This is a genomic window from Mesorhizobium sp. W016 (genome assembly GCF_054719485.1).
Genome location: NZ_JBTTIF010000002.1, coordinates 182,041 through 206,883, shown reverse-complemented (window position 1 = coordinate 206,883; position 24,843 = coordinate 182,041). Strand labels below are relative to the sequence as shown.

Here is a 24,843-nt window from a genome sequence, read left to right as displayed (position 1 = left end):
TTGTTGTCTTGAGGCGATTCCCAGGGGAAAGCGCTACGCGCTTTTCCCGGAAAAACGACTCACACTTTTCCTGAAGTTGCTCTGATCAGTTGTGCGGGCGTCTGATATCGACATGCCGCTGCAGTTCCGGCGTCTCGAAGACGTAGTCGGCCCAGGCGGATTCCGGAATCTGTCCGGCCAGATAGCATTCCAGCAACAGGCTCTGTTCGGGATCGAGCGCTCTCGGCGCCCGCTCATGGTCCAGCCCCAGCGAGTGGAACAGGTTCCTGGTCAGGCCAGAGACAGTGAAGTGAATAGACATCTTCGTCTCCTTTGCCCGACACAACGCGAGACACCGGAGAAAGGTTTCATCCGCAAGGGCCGACAACGCGGGATCGATGATTGCGGCGGCCTGGGCTCGCCCAAGCCTGGCTACGTCTCAATCTTGAAACAAAAGTGTAATAGCGAATTTACAGGACCGGCATAATACACTCGGCATAAAATACCTGGCGGTTGTTGGCGTCTCTTCAATTAGACTTGCCTCACGCATTGAGGCTCAATCGGCTGGAGCGGCGATCGGCTCCACAGGGGTACAAGGACCAGGTGTCGCCGATGATGCGTTTGTGGCTTGTCGTGACCTTTGCACTGGTGTCGGCAAGCGTCCTCGGCATTTCGGCTTCCCTTGCCGATCCATGCGCCGCGCTCAGGAGCCAGCTGGCACCGTCCGGCCGCAGCGGCGGGATCAGCTCCGAGCTTGCGCAGCTACGTCGCCAGCTTGCGGCGATCCAGGGGCTGGAGAGGCAACGCCGGTGCACGGCGCAAAGTGCGGTGGGGGGCTTCTTCAATGCTTGCGCCGACCTCGCCAAAAGCCGCACACAGGTGCAACGCCAGATCGCCGACGCCGCGATTTCGCGCCGGGATGCGTCCGGACTGCAGGCCAGGCTCGTCGCGCTCGGCTGCAGGCCCGCCGCCGGGCAACAAAGACAGCGTCCGGCTGGTGCCATGATCGGCAGCAATTCGATGCTGTTTTGCGTTCGTCTCTCCGACGGCTATTTCTTCCCGGCGCCGAAATCGCAGTTCGTGCAAGGCGGCGATGTCAAGGAGATGGTCGATCAGTGCCGCTACTCTGCGACGATGCCGGCGTCGACCTGTACATGCTCAGTGACCCAAGCCTTGAAACCGAAGAGATGGTCGCGCTCGATACGCGCACATCCTACAAGGACCTGCCGACGGCCTTCAAATATCGCGATGATGCGAACTTCAGGGCCTGCGACCTCAAGCGCTATCACCAGCGCGTTGCCGAGCTGAGAGCGCGCACGGTGACGCCAGCCAATATGGCCAACGCGATCATTCCTTTGCCGTCAGCGAAGCCGGATCTTGGCACCGTGGCGCAACTTCCCCAGCCTGGCGCAGACGCTGCAGAGGCCAGGGGCGCCGCCCAGCGACAGTCGGCCGAGCCATTGGCCGGCTCGCGGCCGGTCAGGGTGGTCGGGCCGGCTTTCTTCCCGGCGGAGTAACCTGCGCCTAGTACCAGCTATTCGCAAACCATCCTGTACCGTTTGCCGGGTTCGCTGACATTCTTGCAGGTGAGCGGATTGGCCGGTTCGGAAGCCATGCTGGGAGGGCTGGACCTGACGTGCCGCCTTGGCGCAGCTATTTGTGTGGTGTGCCTGCGTGCCGCGGGCCGGTAGGGCTCCTGCGGCGGCGGCGTCGGAAACACACCGGCTGCCGCCTGCATCCGGCTGGCCTCAGTCTGCGACGGATCGCGATCCCAGACCCGCCTGATATCGAGCGGCTTCGGGATCACCACCGTGCCGTCATAGCTGCGTGCGCAGCCGCTGCCCGCAAGCAGCGCCAGGCACAGGAAACAAGGCACGATCCAACCGGTCATCAGCAACACCCCCGCCGACTTATAGCCCGGCCGGGGTTCCGCCGACAACCGGCGGAATACCGCAGGGCAATGTGGCTCTGGCCGCAGTCTGGATGGTTATGGTTAGCGGATCATTAATGCTTCTCGGGCACATTCCGCCGGCGAACCGCTGAGGGGGTTCGGCCTTGGCTTTCGGGGTGGGAACGGGATGGCTGACGGGACTGTTGGAACACGCGGCGGACGCGGTTCCCGAAAAGGGGTGGTGAACGGCCAGGATACGTCCGTCGGGGTTTCGCCCGAAGCGCTGCGCGAACTGGTCGGGGCCGGCGCCGACTGGGTCTGGGAGACCGACGCCGAGCTGCGCTTTTCCTGGCTTTCGGAGAACTACCAGGCCGCCACCGGCATCGATCCGGCCAGCATTCTTGGCCGTTTCCGCTTCGATTTCCTCAAGCAGATGGTGCACGGCAATCGACACGCCGCCGCGCATCTGGAGGATCTGCAGGCGCATCGGCCGTTTCGCGACTTTGTTTATGAGTTGAAGGGCGGCCGTCCCGGCTGCCGCTGGGTTTCGATCACCGGTTCCCCGCGGTTCGACGGCGAAGGCGAATTCATCGGCTATCGCGGCATCGGCCGCAACGTCACGGCACTGGCCGGTGCGCTGGACGAACTGCGGGAGGAGGAGAGCGATCCGCCGGCCGGCGAGGCCACGCAGCACCTCGCCGATCTCGAGCGGACGATGGATGCCATGCATATGGGCGTCGTGCTGCTTGACGAAAAGCTCGGCACACTCATCGTCAACAAGGCCTATCGCGAGCTCTCCAGGATTCCCGATGGCGCCGTCACTGTCGGCGCGCCGTTCAGCCTGTTGATGGAACTCAACCGCCGCAACGGCATCTACGGCGATCTCGATGAACAGCAGTGGCAGCATTACCTAGCCACCCGCATCGAGGAGATCAGCGCCGGCTCGGTTGCGCCACGCGAATTTCTCCATGCCAATGGCAGGACGATGATGTTCTCGGTGACGGCGTTGTCCGGCGGCAAGCGGCTGTTGACCTACTACGACGTCTCCGAGCTCAAGCGTCGCGACGCCGAGATCGAGAGTGCCAACGCCAAAATTACGGAGACCTTCGCCAATCTTCGCACGATGGTCGACCAGATGCCGATCGGCGTGCTCGTCCTCGATGCGGAGATGCGCGCGGAGGTGATCAACCGCGCCTTCTATGATTTCTGGGAAATCGATCCCCGACGCGCCGGCATCGGCTGCGGCTTCCGCGAACTGATGCAGGCCAGCCGCGATATGGACCCTTACGGTGCTGACGATGCCGAATGGCAGGGCCACATCGCCGAGCGCGAAGCAGAAATCTCGGCCGGCCTGGTGGGCTCCAGGCAACTGCCACGCAATGACGGCCGTACGCTGATTGCCTCGCTGGCGCCGCTCGCCGGCGGCAAAAGGCTGATCTCCTATGTCGACGTCACCAACATGAAGGATCGCGAGGCTGAACTCGCCCAAGCGCTGGAGAAATCGCGGCTGGCCGAGGCGGTGATCAACGGCGTCAAGGACCCGATCTTCGTCAAGGACGACAATCTGCGTTTCGTCTTCGTCAATGAGGCGTTTTCGGCACTGTTCGGACAGAGCCCGCAAGCGATGCTGGGCAGGCCCGGCGGCGACTTCCTCAAGCAAAAGGACGCCGCGCAATTCGAAGACAGCGAACGCGCCGTGCTGGCGACCGGCACGCCCTACGAGGTCGAGGAGACTTTCGACGCCGAGGGCGCCAGCCGCTCGCGCATCGTGCGCAAGAACCGCGTCGGCATGCCCAGCGGCCGCAACTATGTCGCCGGTTTCCTGTTCGACATCTCCGACATGAAGCGCCGCGAGACCGAAGCCGAGGACGCCCGCAAGAACCTCACCACGGTGCTGGAGTCGCTGCCGGCGGCCGTCATCATCTATGACCGCGACGACAAGTTCGTCTTTGCAAACCGCAAGCTGCAGGACACGCTGCCGGAGCTGAAACCGGCATGGCAGCCCGGCCGCAGCTTCCGCGAGGCCCTGGAACTCGGACATTCGGTCGGCTATTTCCGATCGAGCGGCGATCGAGAAATCGATAGGCTCTATGAAGGCGACCCCGATGTCTGGCTCAATGCCATCCTCGCCCGCTATCGCCTGCCCAACTCGTCCTATGAGCGCCTCAATGCGGACGGCCGCTGGTATCAGGTCTACGATATGCGCACCGAGGACGGCACCTTCATCGGCGTGCGCGTCGACATCTCGGAGATCAAGAGCCGCGAAAAGGCGCTGCAGGAAAGCATGCGCCAGATCGACCTGTTCCGCCACGTCATGGACGAACTGCCGGTCGCCGCCTTCATCAAGGCGCAGGATCTGAGCATGGAATTCGTCAACAAGGCCTGGTGCGCGCTGACCGGCATCCCCAAGGAGGAAGTCATCGGCCGGACCGATCTCCAGCTTTTCGGCATCGACGACGCCGAAACCTACACCCATGACGACACCGAGGTCGTCGTCACCGGCCGCGGCCGCGAGATCGAGGAGCCCGTTACCCATCGCGACGGCACGGTGCGGCAATTGATGACGCGCAAGAGCCGGCTGGTGGCGCTCGATGGGTCGGTGCACCTTGTCGGCTCCAGCACCGACATCACCGACGTCAAGGCGCGCGAGCAGGCGCTGGAAGAGAGCATGCGCGAGAACGAGGTGTTCCGCAATCTCATCGACAACGTGCCGGTGTCGATCTACGCCAAGCGCTCCGACCTCAGGCAGTTCTACGTCAACAAGGGCTGGTGCGACCTCACCGGCCTCCGCAGGGAAGACGCGATCGGCAAGACGGACATCGAGATTTTCGGCGAAGACGGCGAAGCCTTCGTCAACAGCGATCTCGCCGTGCTGCGCACAGGCGATACACAGGAGATCGAGGAAACGGTGACGCTTGCCGACGGCAGCGTGCGCCACCAGTTCGCCCGCAAGGGCGCGATGATCGCGTCCGACGGTTCGCTCTATCTGATTGGGTCGACCACCGACATCACCGAACTGAAGCTGCGCGAGGCCGAACTGCGCGAGGCGCGCCAGCGCGCCGTGCTGGCCGACCGCGCCAAGTCGGAATTCCTGGCCAATATGAGCCACGAGATCCGCACGCCGATGAACGGCGTACTCGGCATGGCCGAGTTGCTGGCCAAATCCGACCTCGATCCCAAGCAGAAGACGTTCACCGATATCATCGTCAAGTCGGGTAACGCGCTCTTGACCATCATCAACGACATACTGGACTTCTCCAAGATCGATGCCGGACAGCTGGTGCTCGACCCTGCGCCCTTCAACCTGCCCGAAGCAATCGAGGATGTGGCGACGCTGATATCGACGCGCGCCAAGGAGAAGGACCTCGAGCTCATCGTGCGCGTCGAGCCGGGCCTGGAAAGCCTGTTCGTCGGCGATGTCGGTCGCATGAGGCAGATCGTCACCAATCTGGTCGGCAACGCGGTGAAGTTTACCGACGAAGGCCACGTGCTGGTCGACGTGACCGGACAAAGGGGGCCGACGGGGACAAAGCTTACCGTTTCGGTCACCGACACCGGCATCGGCATTCCGCAGCAGAAACTGAAGCTCGTCTTCGAAAAATTCAGTCAGGCCGACACCTCGTCGACCAGACGCCACGAAGGCACAGGGCTCGGGCTCGCCATCACCTCGCGGCTGGTCGAGTTGATGGGCGGCGAGATCGGTGTCGAGAGCGCCGAAGGCAAGGGCTCGACCTTCTGGTTCACCGTGACATTGCCCAGGGCCGAGGAACAGACCGGACGGCGGATCATGCCGGTCGACGTGACCGGCTCACGGGTGCTGATCGTCGACGACAATGCCGTCAACCGATCGATCCTGAGCGAGCAGATGGCGTCATGGACCTTCGATTCCTGCGCCGCCGAAAGCGGACCCGAAGGGCTCAAGGTGCTGGTCGCCGCGGCAGCCTACGGCGTGCCGGTCGATTGCGTCGTGCTCGATTATCAGATGCCGGGGATGAGCGGCGCCGAGATGGCGCGCGTCGTGCGCAACACCGCAGGGCTGGCCGACACGCCGATCATCATGCTGACCTCGGTCGACCAGTCGCTCGCCAACACCAGCTATCGCGATCTCGGCATCGACGCCCAGCTGATCAAGCCGGCGCGTTCCTCGGTGCTTCTGGAAACGCTGGTCGCCACCATCCAGCGGCACCATCACAATATCACGGACGGCCGTGTGCTGCCGGCGGCAAGCAGCGGTTCCGGCGGCGGCAGGAACGAACCGTCGCCGGCAAAGCCGCCGCTCGCTGCATCGGAACGCGCCTTGCTGCAACCGCCGCCGGTTCGTGCCCGCGCCCGGGCCGCCGGGGATGAACGCCGGCTCGACATTCTCGTTGCCGAGGACAATGAGGTGAACCAGATGGTGTTCACCCAGATAATCGGCGAAACCGGCTACAGTTTCGAAATCGTCGGCAACGGCCGCAAGGCGCTCGACGCCTTCGGCCGGCTTAATCCGCGCATGATCCTGATGGACGTCTCGATGCCGGAGATGAACGGGCTCGAGGCCACCGCCGCAATTCGCCGGCTGGAAGAACATACGGGTATGCATATCCCGATCGTCGGCGTCACCGCGCATGCCTTGAAGGGCGACCGTGAGCGCTGCCTGGAAGCCGGCATGGACGACTATCTGCCCAAGCCGATCAGCCCCAGGGCGCTGCTCGAAAAGGTCGAGCGCTGGGTCGGCATATCAGGCGAAGCCCAACGAGACGCTGGATAGCAACCTGCGGCGCCGCCGGGATTCGGCCGCGCCGCAACAGCCAAGGATATGGTGCGATCGCACCATATCAAAGCTGGCGCCCAGTCAGGACAATGGTCGCAACGAAACCGCTCATTCAGTTACGGGCGGGAGCAAGCGACCGCCGACAAGAAACAGCGTCGAATCTACCCCAACGGACCTGTTTTTGGCGATGGCTCGGCCAAGATTCGCTCTGGTCACGGGCAACGCGCTCCCGTCCGGTTTTTCTTTCTCGGCATCGCGGCCTGCGGTGTGCCGGGACTTGATGCCAGCACGAATTGCGCAAGCGTCTGATTCCAGCGGCAACTTCCATTCCCACAAACCGGCTTAAAGGGTGCGGCCCACAAGACGTCTGTGCGACGTTACCGGGCTGACACGAAACTGTCATGCGACTGTAATAATCGAAGGCTATTGGCCTCAGCGGGCGCCGGTTTGAAGAGGGCGCCAAGAGACCATCTTCCGAACAGGAGCAGGCCACATGAAGAAATTCCTCGTTACGGCATTGGCCGTGGCGGTAGCGTTCGCCGCATCGTCCGGTGTCGCCGCTGCGCGTGACCAGATCCAGGTCGCCGGTTCGTCGACCGTGCTGCCTTACGCCAAGATCGTCGCCGAGCAGTTCGGCGAAACCTTCACCAACTTCAAGACCCCGGTGGTCGAGTCCGGCGGCAGCGGCGCCGGCATCAAGGAGTTCTGCAAGGGCGTCGGCGAAGACACGATCGATATCGCCAACTCCTCGCGCCCGATCAAGAAGGACGAGCTGAAGTCCTGCGCCGACGCCGGCGTCAAGGACGTCCAGGAAGTCCGCATCGGCTATGACGGCATCGTCTTTGCCACCGACATCAAGGGTCCGGACTGGGCGCTGGTTCCCGCCGACATCTACAAGGCGCTCGCCGCCAAGCTGGTGGTCGACGGCAAGCTGGTCGACAACCCGAACACCAAGTGGAACCAGGTCAATCCGAAGCTGCCCGACTGGGATATCGCCGCCTATATCCCGGGTGAGAAGCACGGCACCCGTGAAGTGTTCGAGACCAAGCTGCTCGACGCCGGCTGCGACAAGGCCGCTTTGAAGGCTGCCGGCATCGCCGACGACAAGGAAATCGGCAAGACCTGCATCGCCATCCGCAAGGACGGCAAGGCTGTCGACATCGATGGCGACTACACCGAGACGCTGGCCCGCATCGACTCCAACAAGACCGGCGTTGGCGTGTTCGGCCTCGCCTTCTACGAGAACAATGCCGACAAGCTGAAGGTCGCTACCGTGGAAGGCATCGTGCCTTCGACGCAGACCATCGCCGATGGCACGTACCCCGTGTCGCGGCCGTTGTTCTTCTACGTCAAGAAGGCGCATCTGGGCGTCGTTCCCGGCCTCAAGGAATATGTCGAGTTCTTCCTTGATGACCAGATGATCGGCCCGGAAAGCCCGCTCGCCCAGTACGGCCTGGTTTCCGCTCCCGACGCCGAACGTCAGGGCCAGCGCGACGCCTTCGCCGCCGGAAAGACGATGTAATCAACCGACCGGATCAGGGCGCGGACCAAATCCGCGCCCTGATTTCGCCGCTTGCCGCAACGGTGGCGGCGATCTGAATTTTCCCTGGGGTGGGTGATGTCGTCCTTGCTCGTACTCGCCATAGTCATCGCCATAGGCGTGGTCGCTTTTGTGATCGGCCGCCAGCGCGCAGCGGCGCAGGATACCGGCAAGGTCAAGCCGCATTCGCGCGCGCATTATCATGGCTGGTGGGCCTTTCTGCTCGCGGTCCTGCCTGCCGTCCTGCTGCTCGCCGTCTGGGATATCGGCTCTTCCTTCTATCTCGACCGGCACATCCATGCCGCTTTGCCCGAGCGCACCGCCGACACAAAGGTGGCCAGCGAAGCGCTCGACGCCAGCCTGGTGAAGAGCCTGGCCAAGGGCCTGCGCCGGCTCGATGGCGATACCGCACTTCCCGCTACTTTCGCCGAATTGCAGCCGCTGCTCGCCGCCAAGGGCGTGGCACTGGCCAGCGACACACAGGACTATATGATCCCGATCGCGGTCGAGGCGAACCAGGTCCAGGACCGGCTCGGCCTGTTCGGCGCCGTGCTGACCTTCGCGCTGTCGGTCGCCGGCGCCTTCTATGCGCTGAGGCAGATCGCGCCGCGCGCCAGGGCGCGCAACAATGTCGAGAAGCTGATGCTGTGGGGGCTGCTTGCGGCCTCGACCATCGCCATCCTGACCACGGTCGGCATCGTGCTGTCGATGCTGTTCCAGACGATCACCTTCTTCGAGAGCGTATCGCCGATGAGCTTCTTCTTCGGCACGGTGTGGGATCCGCGTTTCGCCGCCGCCGGTTCCGGCGGCAGCCAGGGTCAGTTCGGCCTGATCCCGCTACTCGCCGGCACGCTCTACATCGCCGCCGTCGCGCTTCTGGTCGCAGTGCCGGTCGGGCTGATGTCGGCGGTCTACATGTCCGAATATGCCTCGCGCGGTGTGCGCTCGGTGGTCAAGCCGGCGTTGGAACTGCTGGCCGGCATTCCGACCATCGTCTACGGCATCTTCGCCGTTGTCACCCTCGGACCGTTCTTGCGCGACCTGTCGGCGGCACTCACCGGCGGCTCGCCCTTCATCCAGGGCCAGAGCATCTTCACCGCCGGTCTGGTGATGGGCGTCATGCTGATCCCGGTCGTGTCCTCTTTGTCCGACGACATCATCACCGCGGTGCCGCGCGCAATGCGTGACGGCTCGCTCGGCCTCGGCGCCACCCGCTCCGAGACGATCAAGCGGGTGATCCTGCCGGCGGCACTGCCCGGCATCGTCGGCGCCATCCTGTTGACGGCGTCGCGCGCCATCGGCGAGACGATGATCGTCGTGCTGGCGGCGGGCGTCGCCGCCAATCTGACGGCCAATCCGTTCGAGGCGATGACGACCATCACCGTCAAGATCGTCAACCAGCTGACCGGCGACCTCGAGTTCAACTCGCCGCAGACGCTGGTCGCCTTCGCGCTCGGCCTGACGCTGTTCGCGCTGACGCTGGTGATGAACATCGTCGCCCTCTACATCGTGCGCAAGTACCGGGAGCAGTACGAATGACCGACATCCCCCTGGACACGATGGCGGGCGCCGTCGCGCGACCGCGCCGCGACATCGGGCTGAAGGCGCGCTATGCCGCCGAACGCCGGTTCCGCATCTATGGCGTGATTGCGATCTCGGTGGGCCTGGCGTTCCTGGCCATCATGCTGATCACCATCGTCTCGAAAGGCTACACCGCCTTCTGGCAGACGACGGTGACGCTGCCGGTCACCTTCGACGAGAAGGTGATCGATCCCTCCGGCAAGCGCGCGACCGACCCTACCGTGCTGATCAAGGCGAACTATCCCAAGCTCGCCGAAAACGCGCTGGTGGCCAAGCTCGGCATCGATCCGGCCAACAAGCCGATGATGCTGAAGCTCAAGGGCTTCCTGTCGGAAGGCGCCCGCGTCCAGCTGCGCGACATCGTCTCCGCCGATCCGTCGGTGATCGGCAGGACGCGTGACGTCGACATCCTGGCTGCCGCGAACCTCGACTCGGCCTTCAAGGGCCAGATCGACCTCGGCGTCGATGAAGCGCGCCGCAAGGTGTCCAACCAGCAGATCGACTGGATGAACAAGCTTAAAGCCGACGGCGTGATGGCCGAGCATTTCAACACCGGCCTGTTCACCTATGGCGCCTCCAGCCGGCCCGAAACGTCGGGCATGGGCGTGGCGATCATCGGCTCGTTCTACATGATGGTGATCGTGCTGTTGCTGGCGCTGCCGATCGGCGTCGCCGCCTCCATCTATCTGGAGGAGTTCGCCAAGAAGAACCGCTTTACGGACCTGATCGAAGTCAACATCAACAATCTCGCGGCGGTGCCGTCGATCGTCTTCGGTCTGCTTGGCCTTGCCGTGTTCATCAACTTCCTCGGCATGCCGCGCTCGGCTTCCTTCGTCGGCGGCCTGGTGCTGACCTTGATGACATTGCCGACCATAATCATCGCCACGCGCGCCGCCCTCGCCGCGGTGCCGCCGTCGATCCGCTCGGCGGCCCTAGGTCTCGGCGCCTCCAAGATGCAGATGGTGTTCCATCACATCCTGCCGCTTGCCGCCCCAGGCATCCTTACCGGCACCATCATCGGCCTGGCGCGTGCGCTCGGCGAGACAGCACCGCTGCTCTTGATCGGCATGGTCGCTTTCGTCGCCGATTATCCGACGACGCCTTTCGATCCGGCGACCGCGCTGCCGGTTCAGATCTATATGTGGGCAAACGAGGCTGAGCGCGCTTTTGTCGAGCGCATGTCCGGCGCCATCATCATCCTGCTCGTCTTCCTCATGGCCATGAACATCACCGCGATCGTGCTCCGGCGCCGCTTCGAGCGGCGCTGGTAGAAAAAAGGCAATTTGGTATGAACATCATGACCGAACAGTCCCTTGAGAATGCAGTGGGCGACAAAATGAACGCCAAGTCGAACGAAGTCATCAAGATGCGCGGCGACAAGGTCGGCGTCTTCTACGGCGAGAAGCAGGCGTTGTTCGACGTCAATCTCGACGTGCGTCAGAACCAGGTGACGGCGCTGATCGGCCCGTCCGGCTGCGGCAAGTCGACCTTCCTGCGCTGCCTCAACCGCATGAACGACACCATCGATTCGGCGCGGGTGACCGGCAAGATCACGCTCGATGAAGACGACATCTACGACAAGAACATCGATGTCGTCGAACTGCGCGCCCGCGTCGGCATGGTGTTCCAGAAACCCAACCCGTTCCCGAAGTCGATCTACGAGAACGTCGCCTACGGCCCGCGCATCCATGGGCTGGCCAAGCGCAAGTCCGACATGGACCAGATCGTCGAGCAGAGCCTGAAGAAGGCGGCGATCTGGAACGAGGTCAAGGACCGCCTGCAGGAGCCCGGCACCGGCCTGTCCGGCGGCCAGCAGCAGCGCCTGTGCATCGCGCGCGCCATCGCCGTGTCGCCGGAGGTGATCCTGATGGACGAGCCCTGCTCGGCGCTCGATCCGATCGCCACCGCCCGTGTCGAGGAGCTGATCGACGAACTGCGCCAGAACTACACGATCGTCATCGTCACCCACTCGATGCAGCAGGCGGCGCGCGTGTCGCAGCGCACGGCGATGTTCCATCTCGGCTATCTCGTCGAGGAGGGCGCCACCGACAAGATGTTCACCAACCCCGACGACAAGCGCACCCAGGACTACATTACCGGCCGCTTCGGCTGAGCCGTCCGGCGGGTGAATTTTCAGGCACGAGGACCAAGATCATGGGTGAACATACCGTCGCCTCCTTCGATGAAGAGCTCGGGCAGATCAGCAAGCTGATCCGCGACATGGGCGATCTGGCAGGCTCGATGGTCAGCGGCTCGACCAGGGCGCTGCTCAATTCGGACAATGCGCTGGCACAGCGTGTCGTGTCCGACGACGCCATCATGGATGCGCGCCAGCGCGAACTGGACGACCGCGCCATCACGCTGATCGCCAAGCGCCAGCCGATGGCCAACGATCTGCGCGCCGTGGTCGGCTCGATCCGCATGGCGGGCGACCTCGAGCGCATCGGCGACCTCGCCAAGAACATCGCCAAACGCGTCGGCACCGTGGGCTTGAGCGTCACGCCGCGCGACCTCTCGCACTCCATCGACGCCATGGCGCAACTGGTGCTGATCCAGGTGCAAGGCGTCGTCGAGGAATATGCCGCCACCGATGCGGCAGCGCTTGCAAAACTCAGGAATGACGACGAGCGCATCGACGTCAAATACACGTCCGTGTTTCGTGAGCTCTTGACCTACATGATGGAAGACCCTCGCAACATCACCGCCTGCACGCATCTCTTGTTCTGCGCCAAGAATCTTGAGCGCATCGGCGATCATGTCACCAACATCGCCGAAAATGCGTATTATGTGCTGACCGGCCAGCAATTGCCCGCCAATCGTCCGAAGCAGGACGAGACGGCCATGGCCACGCCGGCCTGATGAGGGTGAACTGCCTATGATCGCGCCACGCATCATGGTCGTGGAGGACGAGGAGCCACTAGGCGTGCTCCTCCGCTACAACCTCGAATCCGAAGGCTATCAGGTCGAGGTGGTGACACGCGGCGACGAGGCCGAGATCCGCCTGCAGGAAAACGTGCCCGATCTCCTGGTGCTCGACTGGATGGTGCCGGCTGTTTCCGGCATCGAGCTCTGCCGGCGGCTTAGAGTGCGGCCCGAAACCGAGCGGCTGCCGATCATCATGCTGACCGCGCGCGGTGAGGAAAGCGATCGCGTGCGCGGCCTGTCCACCGGTGCCGACGACTATCTGGTCAAGCCATTCTCGACGCCGGAGTTCATGGCGCGCGTGAAAGCGCTGCTGCGCCGCGCCAAGCCGGAAGTGCTGTCGAGCGTGCTCAAGGTCGGCGACATCGTGCTCGATCGAGAATCGCACCGGGTCTACCGCAAGAAGAGCGAGATCAGGCTCGGACCGACCGAGTTCCGGCTGCTCGAATTCATGATGCGCCATCCCGGCCGCGTGTTCTCGCGCAGCCAACTGCTCGACAATGTCTGGGGCGAGACGATCTATATAGACGAGCGAACCGTCGACGTGCATGTCGGGCGCTTACGCAAAGCGGTCAACAACGGCCGCATGCCGGATGTCATCCGTACCATTCGCGGCGCCGGCTACGCTATCAGGGAAGACTAGGATGCTGCGCGTCGCGCCGTTGCCGGCCATTCAGGCGACATGCTTGCCGGATTTCGCCTGAATGCCCGGCGCGAAAATCTCCTGGTCGACGAAGCCGAGCGCGCGCATGGCACAGCCTTCGCGGATCAGCGGCAGCTCGTTGGGCTCGGTGTCGAAGGAGATCGATTTCGAGTGCTGGCCGCCGGCGGTCTGGGCGATCGCTTCGCGCAATGCCGGTTCGATCAAGTCGAAGGCGGCGGCGCTGACGCCTACCATGGCGACGGGTGCCGGATCGATCAGCGCAAACAGGCTGCCGAGGCCGAAGCCGAGCGCCTCGCCGGCCTTGCGATAGGCTTCGCGCTCCGGGCCGTCGGTTTCGCGGGCGCGCGCGGCGAGTGCGCGCATATCAGCGTCGCCGATATCGACCGGCTCGGCATCCTCGCCCATCATTTTGGCGCTCCGCCAGATGGCGTAGTTTCCGGCATAGGCTTCCACGCAGCCGCGCCGCCCGCAGCGGCAGAGCGCGCCGCCCGGACGGTGGATCATGTGGCCGAACTCGCCGCCCGAGGAATGGGTGCCGGTGAACAGTTCGCCTTTCAGCACCAGGCCCATGCCGATGCCGTGCGATAAGAGGATGGCGATAAAATTGTCGCGGTAGCGCTCGGGCTGGCGCCATTGCAGCGCCACCGCCATCATGTTGCAATCGTTCTCCATGGTGGCAGGAATGCCGAATTCCGCTTCCAACATGTCGGCGAAGGCAATGTCGGTCAGTGGCGTGATCGGCGACCACAGCATGGCGCGCGCCTGCGAATCGGTGATGCCCTGGATGCCCATGGCAATGCGGGCGATGCTCTGGACATCGAGGTCGGGATCCTCAAGCCGCCGCCGGACGATTGCTACGCATTCGCCAATCAGCTCGTCGCGCGGCTTGGTCAGCGTGTCCAGCCGGCGCTGTTCCTCGGCGACGACGTGGCCGGCATAGTCGATGACGGTGACGGACAGGAAATTGAGCGACAGCACGACGGTCATCACCGCCGCCGCTTCCGGGTTGAGACCAAGGCCCACCTGCGGCCGGCCGCGTTTCAGTGCGCCGGTCTCGCCAGGTTTGCCTTCAATCAGGATGCCTTCTTGAATCAGATCAGACGAGATTGCCGATATGGTCGAGTGGCTGAGGCCGGTGGTCGCCGCAATCTCGGTCCGCGACGGCTGGCCGGCCCGGCGCACGGCTGAAATCACCATCGCACGGTTGCGACGGCGCAGATCGTCGTGGCGGATTCCAACCGACATTTGTTTCCTCCCGGCCTCCTCGCGCCTCATGATAGTGACGGCGTTCGACGGCACCAGCCAAATATTGGCAGACGCCGGCAGCCCTGTCATTGTTTATTGCGGACCTCGAAAAAATTCGGCACGGCCATCAGAATCCATCAGAATCGATGTTGACAGCGCGTTATCATTGAACCAGTATTTTTTCGAGGCTCGAAAAAATAGCGCCTCTGTGTGCCGGCCCTCGGGCCAGTTTTGTCGCGCCGCACGCGGCGCAGGGAGGATTATGATGAACAGATTTGCAGCCGCCATGCTGGCGGGTGTCGCCATGTCGCTGGCGCTGATGTCGGTCGCGCAGGCGAAGGACAAGGTCATCGGCGTGTCGTGGTCGAACTTCCAGGAAGAGCGCTGGAAGACCGACGAGGCGGCGATGAAAACGGCGATAGAGGCTGCCGGCGACAAGTACATTTCCGCCGACGCGCAGTCCAATCCCGGCAAGCAGCTGACCGACGTCGAAAGCCTGATCTCGCAGGGCGCCAACTCGCTGATCATCCTGGCGCAGGACGCCTCGGCCATCGGCCCGGCGGTGCAGAAGGCGCTGGACGAAGGCATTCCGGTCGTCGGCTATGACCGCCTGATCGAGAACAAGGACGTCTTCTACCTGACCTTCGACAACAAGGAAGTCGGCCGCATGCAGGCCCGCGAAGTGTTCAAGGCGAAGCCCGAAGGCAACTATGTCTTCATCAAGGGCTCTGGCTCGGATCCGAATGCCGATTTCCTGTTCTCGGGCTCGATGGAAGTGCTCAAGGAAGCCATCGACTCGGGCAAGATCAAGAATGTCGGCGAGGCCTATACCGATGGCTGGCTGCCGGCCAACGCGCAAAAGAACATGGAACAGTTCCTGACCGCCAATGACAACAAGGTCGATGCCGTGGTTGCGGCCAATGACGGCACCGCCGGCGGCGTTGTCGCCGCGCTGACGGCGCAGGGCCTTGCCGGAACGGTTCCGGTCTCGGGCCAGGACGGCGACCATGCCGCTCTGAACCGCATCGCGCTCGGCACGCAGACGGTGTCGGTGTGGAAGGACGCGCGCGAACTCGGCAAGAACGCCGCCGAGATCGCCTCGCAGCTTGCCGATGGCAAGAAGACGGGCGACATTGCCGGCGCCAAGGACTTCACCACGCCTGGCGGCAACACCGTCAAGTCGCTGTTCCTGACCCCCGTCGCGATCACCAAGGACAACCTCAACGTCGTCATCGACGCCGGCTGGATCAAGAAGGACGAAGTCTGCACGGGCGTCGCCGCCGGCAGCGTCGCGGCTTGCAACTGATCTCGACGACTTGAAGAAATGAGGCGCCGCGGCTGTCAAGCCGCGGCGTTTTCTCTACGAGAATTGTGTGTTTCCGCCATCGGCGGCAAACTTCTAGGCTGTGGTCCGGCATCCGCGCCAGACGGCAAGCCGCTGGAGGACATCATGACCGACACGACCTCAAATCCGCAGGCCGATACGGCACGAGCGTCTGAACTCGGCGCGGTCGCCCGGTTCCTGAAAGCGACCGAGCTCGACACGCGCATGCTCGGCATGGTCGGCGCGCTGCTGGTCATCTGGGTCGGCATACATATCCTGTCGGGTGGGCTTTTCCTGACGCCGCGCAATCTTTGGAACCTGTCGGTGCAGACGTCCTCGGTCGCGATCATGGCGACCGGCATGGTACTGGTCATCGTCATGCGCAACATCGACCTTTCGGTGGGCTCCGTCGAAGGCGTGATCGGCATGATCATGGGCGTGGCACAGGCCGAATTCCTGATTCGCGTCATCGGCTTCCAGCTTGGAAACCCCTGGCTCTGGATCGTCGCGCTTGCCGCCGGCGTGGTGCTTGGTCTGCTGATCGGCGCGTTCCAGGGCTTCATCATCGCCTATATGCAGGTTCCGGCCTTCATCGTGACGCTTGGTGGCCTGCTGGTCTGGCGCGGCATGGCATGGCTCATCACCAGCGGGCGCACGGTCGCGCCACTCGACGCCACCTTCCAGCTGATGGGCGGCGGACCACGCGGCTCGATTGGCGCCGCTGCCAGCTGGATCGTCGGCATCGTCGCCTGCGCGGCGGTCGCCTTCGCGCTGCTCAACGGTCGCTCGCAGCGCAAGCGCTTCAGCTTTCCACTGCGCCCCGTCTGGGCCGAGACCTTGCTTGGCGTGGTCGCTTGCGCGGCCATCCTCGGCGCCGTGTGGATCGCCAATTCCTATCCATGGCCGGTCGGCATCGTGCGCCAGTACGCACAGCAGAACGGCATCACCGTTCCCGAAGGCGGGCTGTTCATCGCGCATGGCATCGCCATACCGGTGCTGATGGCGGTGATTGTCGGCATCATCATGACGTTCATCACCAAGCGCACGCGTTTCGGCCGCTATGTCTTCGCCATCGGGGGCAATCCGGAGGCAGCGGAACTCGCCGGCATCAACACGCGCTGGGTGACCATGAAGGTGTTCATGATCATGGGTGTGCTGGCTGCAATCAGCGCGGCGATCTCGTCGGCCCGTCTCAATGCGTCAACCAATGCGCTGGGCACACTGGACGAGCTTTTGGTGATCGCGGCCGCTGTCATCGGCGGCACGTCGCTCGCGGGCGGCGCCGGAACGGTGATGGGCGCCATGCTCGGCGCGCTTCTGATGCAGTCGCTGCAATCCGGCATGGTGCTGCTCGGCATCGACTCGCCGCTGCAGAGCATTGTCGTTGGCGCTGTCCTGGTCATCGCCGTCTGGCTCGACACCGTCTACCGCAAGCGCGTCTAGGGAGGAACGATTATGGAAAAAACTGCTCCCACCGGTACGCCACTGATCGACATGCGCAACATCTCGATCGCGTTCGGTGGCATTCGCGCCGTCGACGATGCGTCCATCGATCTTTTCCCGGGCGAAGTGGTGGCGCTGCTTGGCCACAACGGCGCCGGTAAGTCGACGCTGATCAAGATCCTGTCGGGCGCCTACAAGCGCGATGCCGGCCAGATCTTGGTCAACGGCCAGGAGGCCTCGATCTCCAATCCGCGCGACGCCAAGAAATACGGCATCGAAACGATCTACCAGACGCTTGCGCTGGCCGACAATGTCGACGCTGCCGCCAACCTCTTCCTCGGCCGCGAACTGATGACCGCGTGGGGGACACTCGACGATGTCGCCATGGAGGCCGAGGCGCGCAAGGTGATGGGCCGGCTCAATCCGCGCTTCCAGCGCTTCAAGGAGCCCGTGATCAAGCTATCGGGCGGCCAGCGCCAGTCGGTGGCGATCGCACGCGCCATCCTGTTCAACGCCCGCATCCTGATCATGGACGAACCGACGGCCGCGCTTGGGCCGCAGGAGACGGCGCAGGTCGGCGAACTGGTAAAGCAGCTCAAGGCCGACGGCATCGGCATTTTCCTGATCAGCCACGACATTCACGACGTGTTCGAGCTTGCCGACCGGGTCTGCGTAATGAAGAACGGCCAGGTCGTCGGCACCGCGCTCACCACCGATGTGACGCAGGACGAAGTGCTCGGCATGATCATCCTGGGAAAGTGTCCGCCCGGCGCCATTCCCGGTCCGGGTGCGCTGAAGATCGCGGCCTGAGACCACGATATCATCGGCTCTCATCTTCACCGATGTTCGACCGATAAGCCGGCTAAATATACGTGATATGCCAGCCGTCATTATGGCTTGGCCGCGCCATTGTCTTGCCGCGGCGAGTTGCCCATAAAGGTTCCCGAACCGTCCATGGGCCTGCGTTGAAGAAGTTTTTCCCGATCCTTGCCTTCATTGCCGTTGCACTGATCAGCCTTACGATGGCGGGCTTCGCCTATTTCGCCACCCAGGAAGCGGCGCGCATCAAGTTCGAGGCGACGGCCGACGACGCGCTCAACCGCATCGAAAGCCGTATCGATCTGCATCTGTCACTGCTGCGCTCGACGCAGGCGCTGTTCGACGCCCGCAATGGCGAGATTTCAGGTAGCGAATTCAAGGCCTTCTTCAGCGCCCTCGATGTCGATAACAATTTCGCTGGCCTGCGCGGCATCGGCTATCTCAGGCTGGCCAAGACCGGTGACGAAGCGGCGGTCGAGCGCGACATGTTGCGCGACCGCGGCGCCGCCCACACGGTCTATCCGGACACGACACAGCCGTGGCGCACCCCCGTCGTGCTGTTCGAGCCGCTCGACCCTGCCAACGAATCCACCATCGGCTACGACATGTTCACCGAGCCGGTGCGGCGCGAGGCGATCGAAAAAGCGCTGGCCGATGACGCACAGCACGCAAGCGGTCTGGTCCAACTCGGCCAGGACACGGGCGCGGCGCAGACCTTTACCGGTTTCCTGGTCTTCGTCAGGCTCAATGTCGAAACCGCGCCGGATGGTATCAACGCGTCCAGATCATCGACATCAGGCCTTCTCTACGCGGCCTTCCGCGCCCGCGACCTGTTCCAGACCGCGCTCAGCCGCACGCCTTTGCTGCCGGTCAACACCGCGGTCTATGACGGCACGGCCGACGCCGACAATCTTCTGTTCCAGTCGGAAACGCCGCCGGTTGCGAGCTTTGGCGACAGGCTGTTGGTGACGCGCAAGATCATCGTCGCCGGTCGGCCGTGGACGGTGCTGTTTCGGCCGACAAGTGCATTTTCGCAACCGTCCTCGCGCGCCATTCCGGTCATGCTCGGGCTGTTCGGCCTGCTTCTGGCCGGCGCCATAGCGTTGGTGGCCCGCTACCAGGAGCGCGCCTACGACGCCAAGTCGCTGCTGCATGAAACGACGGAAAAAAGCCTGCTCGAAAAGGATTTGATGCTGCAGGAGATGAAGCATCGAATCAAGAATTCGATCACGCGGGTGCTGGCGATTGCGCGCCAGACGGCGGCGCAAGCAACCGACGTGCAGGAGTTCTCAACTTCCTTCTCGGCCCGCCTCCAGGCAATGGCGGCTTCCCAGGATATGCTGACGCGTTCGCGCTGGCAGAAGGCCGATCTTGGCGACCTGCTGCGCATCGAGCTCGGCCAGGTGTTCGGCAAGGAGCTTCCGGAAGGGATATTGTCAGGGCCTCAGGTGCTTCTCGACGAGAGGACGACGCAGGCGCTTGGCCTAACCTTTCACGAGCTGGCGACGAATGCGCTGAAATATGGCGAGGCCGGCAATTCCGTGGGTGCGCTGAAGGTCAACTGGTCGTTCGAGGGGCGCGGGTCTGAGCGGATGCTGGTTCTGAACTGGCGCGAGGCCGGGCAGAAGGAACTCGAAGCGCCGGCGAAGACCGGCTTCGGCACCAAGCTGATCGACCTCAATGTCACGCAGGAATTGCGCGGCACGATTGCCCGAGATTTTCGCGTCGATGGGCTTACGGTGGAAATCAGGATCCCGCCGCCTCATGCAGGCAAACAAACGGAGACCGGCTGACCGGTCTCCGTCGCGATTGTCTGACGCTTTTGAAGCGAATCAGCAGCGAGCGGTGTAGAGCCGGCCGCGATTGTCGCGATACTGGCAATAGCCGTTGCGCAGGTTGCGCACCAGCAGGCCGGAACCGGCGCCAACGGCTGCGCCGATCAGCGCACCCTTGCCGCCGCCGATCAGTCCGCCGGCCAAAGCACCGACACCGGCGCCGACACCGACATCCTGCTCGGTCGTGCTGCAGCCGCTGACGGCGACCACCGCAACCATGGCAATAATCAATTTCCGCATAGAATCTCTCCTCACTTTTGTCCTCACTTTAGTAAGCTCCAGCCGCTATTTAGCACGAAACAGCAGCCTTTGCCCGCTCGATCTTATTGTTGGCTAAGAGAGTCTTTTTCGCGGCGCGTGGCGTTCGACGCGACCACGACACTGGAAATCTGCAAAGACGCGTCGAGGGTGCCGTCCGGGCGCACGTTCCAGACGATCTGGTCGTAATCATCTTCCAGCGCGGGGTCGACCGTAAGACATTTGGCAACGACGTGCTCGGCCTGACCCTGCACGTCGCCGGCAGCGAATGGACGTTCTGCCGTGCATGCTTCGGCGGTTTCGAAAACACTGACCGGCACCGGCAGTTCACGGCATTCGGTCATGTTGTTCGAACAGCCAATTACCAAAAGCAAAGCGGCGATGTGTTCCACGGCGACACGTCCTCTCGCCATAAGAACGGTCCACAGCCGTCAAAGTTCCTGTGCCGAAAGGGCGTTAATAATTGGTCGGCTACGAGCTGGACAGTTTCTGAGCCAGGCTGCTTGGGAGCAGCGTGAACCTGAGCATCTGGCTCAGACCCATTGCGACGCCACGATCAGCACAACAGCGGCGACGAGCGCGACAGCGGCGACGCGAAGCAAGGGATGCCAGGCGTGCTGCAAAGGCGAGGCTGAAGCGTCAGGATCCTGAAAGCCGCTCATCGACACCCGGGCGGCCTGCTCCAGCCTGTTCATATCGGCAACCGTCATGATCATTCCTCCCATACTCGCGTTGCAGGCTGCGGCCGAAACATCGGTTGAATCGGTCAAGATCCAGCAATCTCTGGGAACCACAGCATCGGATTTTATGGTGAACAGCCGGTTAAGGAATCCCGCCGCTCATTCGGTTTCGAAATTGCCGTGCGGAACGACAAGGCGATATTCGAGGCGGTCACTGGTGATCTCCAGCGTCGCCGTGCCGTTCAGCGATGCCGGCACGACACGTTCGAGGGCAACGCTGCCGAAGCGTTTCTCGGTGCGCCTGTTATCATTGGCGACAATGGCCTCGACCCAGGTCAGCGACAAAGCCGGCTTGTCTGCGGCCTCTGCGACGTTCGACAGATCGGCGGTTACCTCGACAAAGCCGTCCGGCCGCGCCAGGGCGCCGTAGCTGAATGAATTGACGGCGAGTTCGTGCATTGCCAGTCCAATATGAATGGCCGCGTTGGGATTGAGGTAGGGGTTGACGCCATTGAAGCGCAGGCTCTGCGCGGGATCGGCGCCGTAGCGAACGACCTGGCCGCGGATAAGCTCGCGAAGTGCTGCACCCCGCCAGTTCGACGACGTTACCAGATCCTGGGAGGAAGCCAGTGACTGCAGGCGGCCGCGAAAGCGCTTCAGGAAATCGTCGGGTGTCTCGGAATAGCGGCCGGTCTGGGTGGCAATACTCTGGATGATGGCCAACAGGTTCTTGGAGCGGTGGCTGACTTCGCGCAACAGCGTCTTCAGCGTCTGTTCGCGGCGTTTCTGCTCGGTGGTTTCCACCATCGTGGTGACGACGCCCTGCACGTCGCCGCGATGGCCCCGATCGGCATCGACCCATACCTGGAACCAGCGCATGCCATCACCGGTGGGAACACTCAGTTCAAGGCGTTCCGGATTGCCGGAAGCGATCACATTGCTTTTGGCGGCGGCGATTTGCTCAGCTTGCGCCGGTGGCAACGCGCCGTTGCTGTCGGCTGTGTCGGAAACCCACGGCGCACGCATGTTGCGGGCCCATACAGTCTTCAATTCACGATCCTGATAGAGGACGGAAATGCCGGCATTGTGCAGAGCGTGAAGCAAGGCCCGGCCAAGCTGCATTCCGCTTTCAGCCGGGTGCAGTGCGATCACCTCGTCGCCCTGTCCGCTCTCGCCTCCGCCAATGGAACGCATCAATCACCTGTCCACCTGATCAGGACCGAACGATTCACTTGGACTCAGTTCCTGAGTAGGTCCCCAGAAAAGGTCCGCCGGACGATGTCCCGTTGGAGGACATCGCCCGGCGGTGGCTGGAAACCGTTTGAGGGGTGCGGCTTCCAGTGTTCTTCGCCCGCTCCTACGATGCCCGTCTGAACAGGCCGGCCAGAAGCGAGATGACGAGGAAGGCGAGAAAGATGAAGAACAATATTTGCGCGATACCGGCCGAGGTACCGGCGATGCCGCCGAAACCAAGCGCGCCGGCGATGATCGCCACGACGAGAAATACGAGCGCCCAGTAGAGCATGATCTGTCTCCTTCCGATACTGGATCAAGAACGTGAGTGATTGCTGTTTGTTCCACCATTTGCCGAAAAAGAAGGTCTTTGGAAGAGGCCCGGACGCGAATTGATTCGCGCGCGTGAGCGCCATACGGCGCGACGGGCAGCCGCCGATCGCCGGGTTAGGCGATCGCCAGTGCCGCCAACGCTGCGAGGCGGCGAAAAGTTGGAGATTGAAGGCCCTACTTCACGCGGCGGCCTTGGCCTGCCGGTCGAAGAACAGCGCTTGGCTGATCAGCGCCTTGACCATGTCGGGATTGAACGGCTTGGTGACGAGGAAGGCCGGTTCAGGCCGTTCGCCGGTCAGCAGACGTTCGGGGAAGGCGGTGATGAAGATTACCGGCACCGAAGTCGACGACAGGATTTCGTTGACCGCATCGATACCCGAGCTGCCATCGGCAAGCTGAATGTCGGCCAGCACCATCTTCGGCCTTGTCTTGCCGAACATCGCCACCGCCTCGGTATGGGTGCGCGCGGTTCCGACCACGTGGTGGCCGAGGCTCTCGACCATTTCCTCGATGTCCATGGCGATCAGCGGCTCGTCCTCGATGATCAGCACATCGGTCGCCACCTGGCGAGAGATCTCGTTGCTCGCCTGGGCAAGCAGTTCGGAGAATTCCTTGGCGTCGACATCGAGAATTTCAGCTGCCTCGTCTTCACCGAAGCCTTCGACCGCGACCAGCAGGAAAGCCTGGCGTGGCCGTGGCGCAATGGCGTTCAGATTGGCGGCGGCGCGCTGCTCCCATGCCGATTGTGCCTGCTCCTGCGGAACGCGGATGGCAATGGAGGTGAACAGTTTGGCGAATACCTTGTAGAGCGCGATGCGGTCGCTTGACGCTTGCGGGAAGATGTCGACGTCGGCGATGATGGCTTCGAGCATCGCGGCTACCAGCGCATCGCCACTCTCCTGCGATCCGGATACGGCGCGTGAAAAGCGGCGCAGGAACGGCAGGTGCGGAGCGATGGTTGCGGAAAGGCTCATGGTAGACGTCTCCCTCAGATGACGTGATTGCATAGAGTGCAGGTCAAGCTGATTGCAAGCCCCAACACCCAAACGCGGGTTTTGCGAAAAAGTTCCGAGACTTGTGGAACGAAACCGTACGGGCGACGTTTGTGGTGCGATGGGCAACCAGACGAGGGGGCCGCTTTGCGTTGTGTAATGGGGCGGCTCGGGGCGCTGGATTTAAGGGCGAAATGAAGGACATGAATAAAGAAACGCTGGCTGGCGCCGCTGACAGGCGCCGGGCCAATTCCGGCGACCCGCTCGGGGCGAATTCGGAAATCGGCCGCAAACTCAAACAATATTATGACGAGCTGGTCTCGGACAATGTGCCGGATCGCTTTGCCCAGTTGCTCAGCCAATTGGAAAAGGCCGAACCTGCACAGAAGAAGGACTGAGGCATGGCAGCTGTCTCACAAGGGTTCAAGACCGACCTGCTCGGCTCGATCCCGAGCCTGCGGGCCTTTGCCGTGTCGCTGACGCAGAATGCCGACAAGGCCGACGATCTGGTGCAGGAGACGCTGGTCAAGGCTTGGGACAAGCATGAGAGCTTTCAGCCCGGCACCAATCTCAAGGCATGGCTGTTCACCATCCTGCGCAACGAGTTCTATTCCCAGATGCGCAAGCGCGGCCGCGAGGTGCAGGACAGCGACGGCATCATGACGGCCAGGCTTGCCGTTCATCCGGCTCAGCACGGCCAGCTTGACCTCAAGGATTTTCGCGGCGCGCTCGAGCAACTCCCCGAGGACCAGCGCGAAGCCATCATCCTCATCGGCGCTTCAGGCTTTTCCTATGAAGAGGCCGCCGAAATCTGCGGCTGTGCGGTCGGAACGATCAAAAGCCGGGTCAGCCGGGCCCGCACGCGGTTGCAGGAGATCCTGAAAATCTCCGGTGAAGACGAATACGGGCCGGACGCAATCTCGTCCCAGGTGACGGGTTCAAACGCTGCCTGACGGCGGAGGCCCGTTTGCGGGCCTGGGCTCTTTACACATACGCATCGAAGATATCTCAGACTGGCGCGCGGCCGCAGGCCGCCGCCAGAGCCTCGACGAGATCGGTCCCCGAATAAGGCTTGGTGACCAGGCGGATGCCGGGAAAAGACCCTTTGATCTCATCGGGGTCCGAATAGCCGGAGGCAAAGACAAACGGCAGGCCCGATTGGCGCAGCCGCGCGGCGAAATCGAGTGTGGACGTTCCGCCCAGCATGAGGTCCACGATAGCGGCGTCGAACTCGCCAACGACCTTCTGCTCATCGATCTCGGCCAGAGCGCGGGCAATCACTACGTCGTTCGCGCCATGGTCGCGGCAAAGCTGCTCGACATCCATGGCGATCAGGAATTCATCCTCCAAG

At 62.8% G+C, this 24,843-nt stretch carries 24 protein-coding genes and 1 pseudogene; 14 read left to right on the top strand and 11 right to left on the bottom strand.

The genetic code is table 11. The features are described from left to right. Nucleotides 1–85: 85 nt before the first annotated feature. Both ACYG9V_RS01320 and ACYG9V_RS01315 read right to left on the bottom strand, forming a co-directional pair. The gene (locus tag ACYG9V_RS01320) at nt 86–301 is read right to left on the bottom strand and encodes a hypothetical protein (protein WP_023690098.1); all 216 of its coding nucleotides are present in this window, start codon (nt 299–301) and stop codon (nt 86–88) included. A 440-nt stretch (nt 302–741) separates the two neighbouring features. Further along, nucleotides 742–1,065 carry a hypothetical protein gene (locus tag ACYG9V_RS01315; RefSeq protein WP_245271430.1) on the bottom strand — a complete coding sequence of 108 codons (324 nt, stop codon included), beginning with the start codon at nt 1,063–1,065 and terminating at the stop codon, nt 742–744. On the opposite strand from ACYG9V_RS01315, the pseudogene ACYG9V_RS01310 reads away from it, so the two are divergent. After that, nucleotides 982–1,496, top strand: a pseudogene (locus ACYG9V_RS01310) (DUF2865 domain-containing protein). The gene ACYG9V_RS01315 and the pseudogene ACYG9V_RS01310 sit on opposite strands and share 84 nt — an antisense overlap. A 17-nt stretch (nt 1,497–1,513) precedes the next feature. On the opposite strand, the gene ACYG9V_RS01305 reads toward ACYG9V_RS01310, so the two are convergent. After that, on the bottom strand, nt 1,514–1,870 hold the full coding sequence (locus tag ACYG9V_RS01305) for a hypothetical protein (RefSeq protein ID WP_023693676.1): 357 nt from the start codon (nt 1,868–1,870) through the stop codon (nt 1,514–1,516). A gap of 187 nt (nt 1,871–2,057) precedes the next feature. Between ACYG9V_RS01305 and ACYG9V_RS01300 the strand changes: the two genes are divergently transcribed. The 7 genes from ACYG9V_RS01300 to phoB all read left to right on the top strand — a co-directional run bounded on the left by ACYG9V_RS01300 (nt 2,058) and on the right by phoB (nt 13,309). Beyond that, nucleotides 2,058–6,620 (top strand): PAS domain-containing hybrid sensor histidine kinase/response regulator, encoded by a 4,563-nt coding sequence (locus tag ACYG9V_RS01300; RefSeq protein WP_460221895.1) that lies wholly within the window; start codon nt 2,058–2,060, stop codon nt 6,618–6,620. A gap of 496 nt (nt 6,621–7,116) precedes the next feature. Further along, entirely contained in the window at nt 7,117–8,145 is a 1,029-nt protein-coding gene (locus tag ACYG9V_RS01295; protein WP_023683973.1) for a substrate-binding domain-containing protein, read from the top strand. Nucleotides 8,146–8,241: 96 nt separating this feature from the next. Then, nucleotides 8,242–9,702 carry a phosphate ABC transporter permease subunit PstC gene (gene pstC, locus ACYG9V_RS01290; RefSeq protein ID WP_023706293.1) on the top strand — a complete coding sequence of 487 codons (1,461 nt, stop codon included), beginning with the start codon at nt 8,242–8,244 and terminating at the stop codon, nt 9,700–9,702. Next, entirely contained in the window at nt 9,699–11,015 is a 1,317-nt protein-coding gene (pstA, locus tag ACYG9V_RS01285) for a phosphate ABC transporter permease PstA (protein WP_023683971.1), read from the top strand. Before pstC ends, pstA begins: the two co-directional genes overlap by 4 nt. A 17-nt stretch (nt 11,016–11,032) precedes the next feature. Then, nucleotides 11,033–11,857 (top strand): phosphate ABC transporter ATP-binding protein PstB, encoded by an 825-nt coding sequence (pstB, locus tag ACYG9V_RS01280; RefSeq protein ID WP_023670110.1) that lies wholly within the window; start codon nt 11,033–11,035, stop codon nt 11,855–11,857. A 41-nt stretch (nt 11,858–11,898) separates the two neighbouring features. Beyond that, a complete protein-coding gene (gene phoU, locus ACYG9V_RS01275) occupies nt 11,899–12,603 on the top strand; it encodes a phosphate signaling complex protein PhoU (protein ID WP_023670109.1) in 705 nt (234 codons plus the stop codon). 16 nt (nt 12,604–12,619) lie between these two features. After that, the gene (phoB, locus tag ACYG9V_RS01270; RefSeq protein WP_023822590.1) at nt 12,620–13,309 is read left to right on the top strand and encodes a phosphate regulon transcriptional regulator PhoB; all 690 of its coding nucleotides are present in this window, start codon (nt 12,620–12,622) and stop codon (nt 13,307–13,309) included. Nucleotides 13,310–13,339: 30 nt separating this feature from the next. Here the strand turns inward: phoB and ACYG9V_RS01265 are convergent, their stop codons facing one another. After that, nucleotides 13,340–14,575 carry an ROK family protein gene (locus ACYG9V_RS01265; protein ID WP_352623581.1) on the bottom strand — a complete coding sequence of 412 codons (1,236 nt, stop codon included), beginning with the start codon at nt 14,573–14,575 and terminating at the stop codon, nt 13,340–13,342. Between the two features lie 265 nt (nt 14,576–14,840). On the opposite strand from ACYG9V_RS01265, the gene xylF reads away from it, so the two are divergent. From xylF to ACYG9V_RS01245, 4 genes are all read left to right on the top strand, one after another. After that, nucleotides 14,841–15,881, top strand: coding sequence for a D-xylose ABC transporter substrate-binding protein (gene xylF / locus ACYG9V_RS01260; RefSeq protein ID WP_023683968.1), 1,041 nt, complete (start codon nt 14,841–14,843; stop codon nt 15,879–15,881). A 144-nt stretch (nt 15,882–16,025) separates the two neighbouring features. Continuing rightward, on the top strand, nt 16,026–17,342 hold the full coding sequence (locus ACYG9V_RS01255; RefSeq protein WP_352765110.1) for a sugar ABC transporter permease: 1,317 nt from the start codon (nt 16,026–16,028) through the stop codon (nt 17,340–17,342). A 12-nt stretch (nt 17,343–17,354) separates the two neighbouring features. Then, nucleotides 17,355–18,152 (top strand): ATP-binding cassette domain-containing protein, encoded by a 798-nt coding sequence (locus tag ACYG9V_RS01250; protein ID WP_023683966.1) that lies wholly within the window; start codon nt 17,355–17,357, stop codon nt 18,150–18,152. A 155-nt stretch (nt 18,153–18,307) separates the two neighbouring features. Beyond that, nucleotides 18,308–19,954, top strand: a complete 1,647-nt coding sequence (locus ACYG9V_RS01245) for a CHASE domain-containing protein (RefSeq protein WP_023754148.1) — start codon at nt 18,308–18,310, stop codon at nt 19,952–19,954. A gap of 39 nt (nt 19,955–19,993) precedes the next feature. Here ACYG9V_RS01245 and ACYG9V_RS01240 read toward each other — a convergent pair whose 3' ends face one another. From ACYG9V_RS01240 to ACYG9V_RS01215, 6 genes are all read right to left on the bottom strand, one after another. After that, a complete protein-coding gene (locus ACYG9V_RS01240; protein ID WP_023670102.1) occupies nt 19,994–20,236 on the bottom strand; it encodes a YMGG-like glycine zipper-containing protein in 243 nt (80 codons plus the stop codon). 83 nt (nt 20,237–20,319) lie between these two features. After that, on the bottom strand, nt 20,320–20,646 hold the full coding sequence (locus ACYG9V_RS01235; protein WP_023670101.1) for a hypothetical protein: 327 nt from the start codon (nt 20,644–20,646) through the stop codon (nt 20,320–20,322). Nucleotides 20,647–20,787: 141 nt separating this feature from the next. Then, complete coding sequence (locus ACYG9V_RS01230; protein WP_023754149.1) at nt 20,788–20,964, bottom strand: hypothetical protein; 177 nt, start codon at nt 20,962–20,964, stop codon at nt 20,788–20,790. Between the two features lie 129 nt (nt 20,965–21,093). Next, complete coding sequence (locus tag ACYG9V_RS01225) at nt 21,094–22,128, bottom strand: sensor histidine kinase (protein ID WP_023670099.1); 1,035 nt, start codon at nt 22,126–22,128, stop codon at nt 21,094–21,096. Between the two features lie 163 nt (nt 22,129–22,291). Continuing rightward, nucleotides 22,292–22,459, bottom strand: coding sequence for a DUF1328 domain-containing protein (locus ACYG9V_RS01220; RefSeq protein WP_023670098.1), 168 nt, complete (start codon nt 22,457–22,459; stop codon nt 22,292–22,294). Between the two features lie 220 nt (nt 22,460–22,679). Next, nucleotides 22,680–23,474, bottom strand: a complete 795-nt coding sequence (locus ACYG9V_RS01215) for a response regulator (RefSeq protein WP_023670097.1) — start codon at nt 23,472–23,474, stop codon at nt 22,680–22,682. A 212-nt stretch (nt 23,475–23,686) separates the two neighbouring features. Between ACYG9V_RS01215 and ACYG9V_RS01210 the strand changes: the two genes are divergently transcribed. Together ACYG9V_RS01210 and ACYG9V_RS01205 are read left to right on the top strand one after the other, a co-directional pair. Beyond that, a complete protein-coding gene (locus ACYG9V_RS01210; RefSeq protein WP_023670096.1) occupies nt 23,687–23,890 on the top strand; it encodes a NepR family anti-sigma factor in 204 nt (67 codons plus the stop codon). Between the two features lie 3 nt (nt 23,891–23,893). Next, complete coding sequence (locus ACYG9V_RS01205) at nt 23,894–24,445, top strand: sigma-70 family RNA polymerase sigma factor (RefSeq protein ID WP_023670095.1); 552 nt, start codon at nt 23,894–23,896, stop codon at nt 24,443–24,445. Nucleotides 24,446–24,500: 55 nt separating this feature from the next. Here ACYG9V_RS01205 and ACYG9V_RS01200 read toward each other — a convergent pair whose 3' ends face one another. Then, complete coding sequence (locus ACYG9V_RS01200) at nt 24,501–24,818, bottom strand: response regulator (protein WP_050485906.1); 318 nt, start codon at nt 24,816–24,818, stop codon at nt 24,501–24,503. Nucleotides 24,819–24,843: the final 25 nt, after the last annotated feature.

Bases quoted from the DNA above. Each gene is read 5' to 3' on its own strand.
- ACYG9V_RS01200 (WP_050485906.1), bottom strand. From the start codon at position 24,818: ATGGATGTCGAGCAGCTTTGCCGCGACCATGGCGCGAACGACGTAGTG.
- ACYG9V_RS01255 (WP_352765110.1), top strand. From the start codon at position 16,026: ATGACCGACACGACCTCAAATCCGCAGGCCGATACGGCACGAGCGTCT.
- pstB (WP_023670110.1), top strand. From the start codon at position 11,033: ATGAACATCATGACCGAACAGTCCCTTGAGAATGCAGTGGGCGACAAA.
- ACYG9V_RS01215 (WP_023670097.1), bottom strand. From the start codon at position 23,474: ATGAGCCTTTCCGCAACCATCGCTCCGCACCTGCCGTTCCTGCGCCGC.
- phoB (WP_023822590.1), top strand. From the start codon at position 12,620: ATGATCGCGCCACGCATCATGGTCGTGGAGGACGAGGAGCCACTAGGC.
- ACYG9V_RS01210 (WP_023670096.1), top strand. From the start codon at position 23,687: ATGAAGGACATGAATAAAGAAACGCTGGCTGGCGCCGCTGACAGGCGC.
- ACYG9V_RS01205 (WP_023670095.1), top strand. From the start codon at position 23,894: ATGGCAGCTGTCTCACAAGGGTTCAAGACCGACCTGCTCGGCTCGATC.
- ACYG9V_RS01305 (WP_023693676.1), bottom strand. From the start codon at position 1,870: ATGACCGGTTGGATCGTGCCTTGTTTCCTGTGCCTGGCGCTGCTTGCG.
- phoU (WP_023670109.1), top strand. From the start codon at position 11,899: ATGGGTGAACATACCGTCGCCTCCTTCGATGAAGAGCTCGGGCAGATC.
- pstC (WP_023706293.1), top strand. From the start codon at position 8,242: ATGTCGTCCTTGCTCGTACTCGCCATAGTCATCGCCATAGGCGTGGTC.
- pstA (WP_023683971.1), top strand. From the start codon at position 9,699: ATGACCGACATCCCCCTGGACACGATGGCGGGCGCCGTCGCGCGACCG.
- ACYG9V_RS01295 (WP_023683973.1), top strand. From the start codon at position 7,117: ATGAAGAAATTCCTCGTTACGGCATTGGCCGTGGCGGTAGCGTTCGCC.
- ACYG9V_RS01265 (WP_352623581.1), bottom strand. From the start codon at position 14,575: ATGTCGGTTGGAATCCGCCACGACGATCTGCGCCGTCGCAACCGTGCG.
- ACYG9V_RS01320 (WP_023690098.1), bottom strand. From the start codon at position 301: ATGTCTATTCACTTCACTGTCTCTGGCCTGACCAGGAACCTGTTCCAC.
- ACYG9V_RS01230 (WP_023754149.1), bottom strand. From the start codon at position 20,964: ATGACGGTTGCCGATATGAACAGGCTGGAGCAGGCCGCCCGGGTGTCG.
- ACYG9V_RS01240 (WP_023670102.1), bottom strand. From the start codon at position 20,236: ATGCGGAAATTGATTATTGCCATGGTTGCGGTGGTCGCCGTCAGCGGC.
- ACYG9V_RS01250 (WP_023683966.1), top strand. From the start codon at position 17,355: ATGGAAAAAACTGCTCCCACCGGTACGCCACTGATCGACATGCGCAAC.
- ACYG9V_RS01300 (WP_460221895.1), top strand. From the start codon at position 2,058: ATGGCTGACGGGACTGTTGGAACACGCGGCGGACGCGGTTCCCGAAAA.
- xylF (WP_023683968.1), top strand. From the start codon at position 14,841: ATGAACAGATTTGCAGCCGCCATGCTGGCGGGTGTCGCCATGTCGCTG.
- ACYG9V_RS01220 (WP_023670098.1), bottom strand. From the start codon at position 22,459: ATGCTCTACTGGGCGCTCGTATTTCTCGTCGTGGCGATCATCGCCGGC.
- ACYG9V_RS01225 (WP_023670099.1), bottom strand. From the start codon at position 22,128: ATGCGTTCCATTGGCGGAGGCGAGAGCGGACAGGGCGACGAGGTGATC.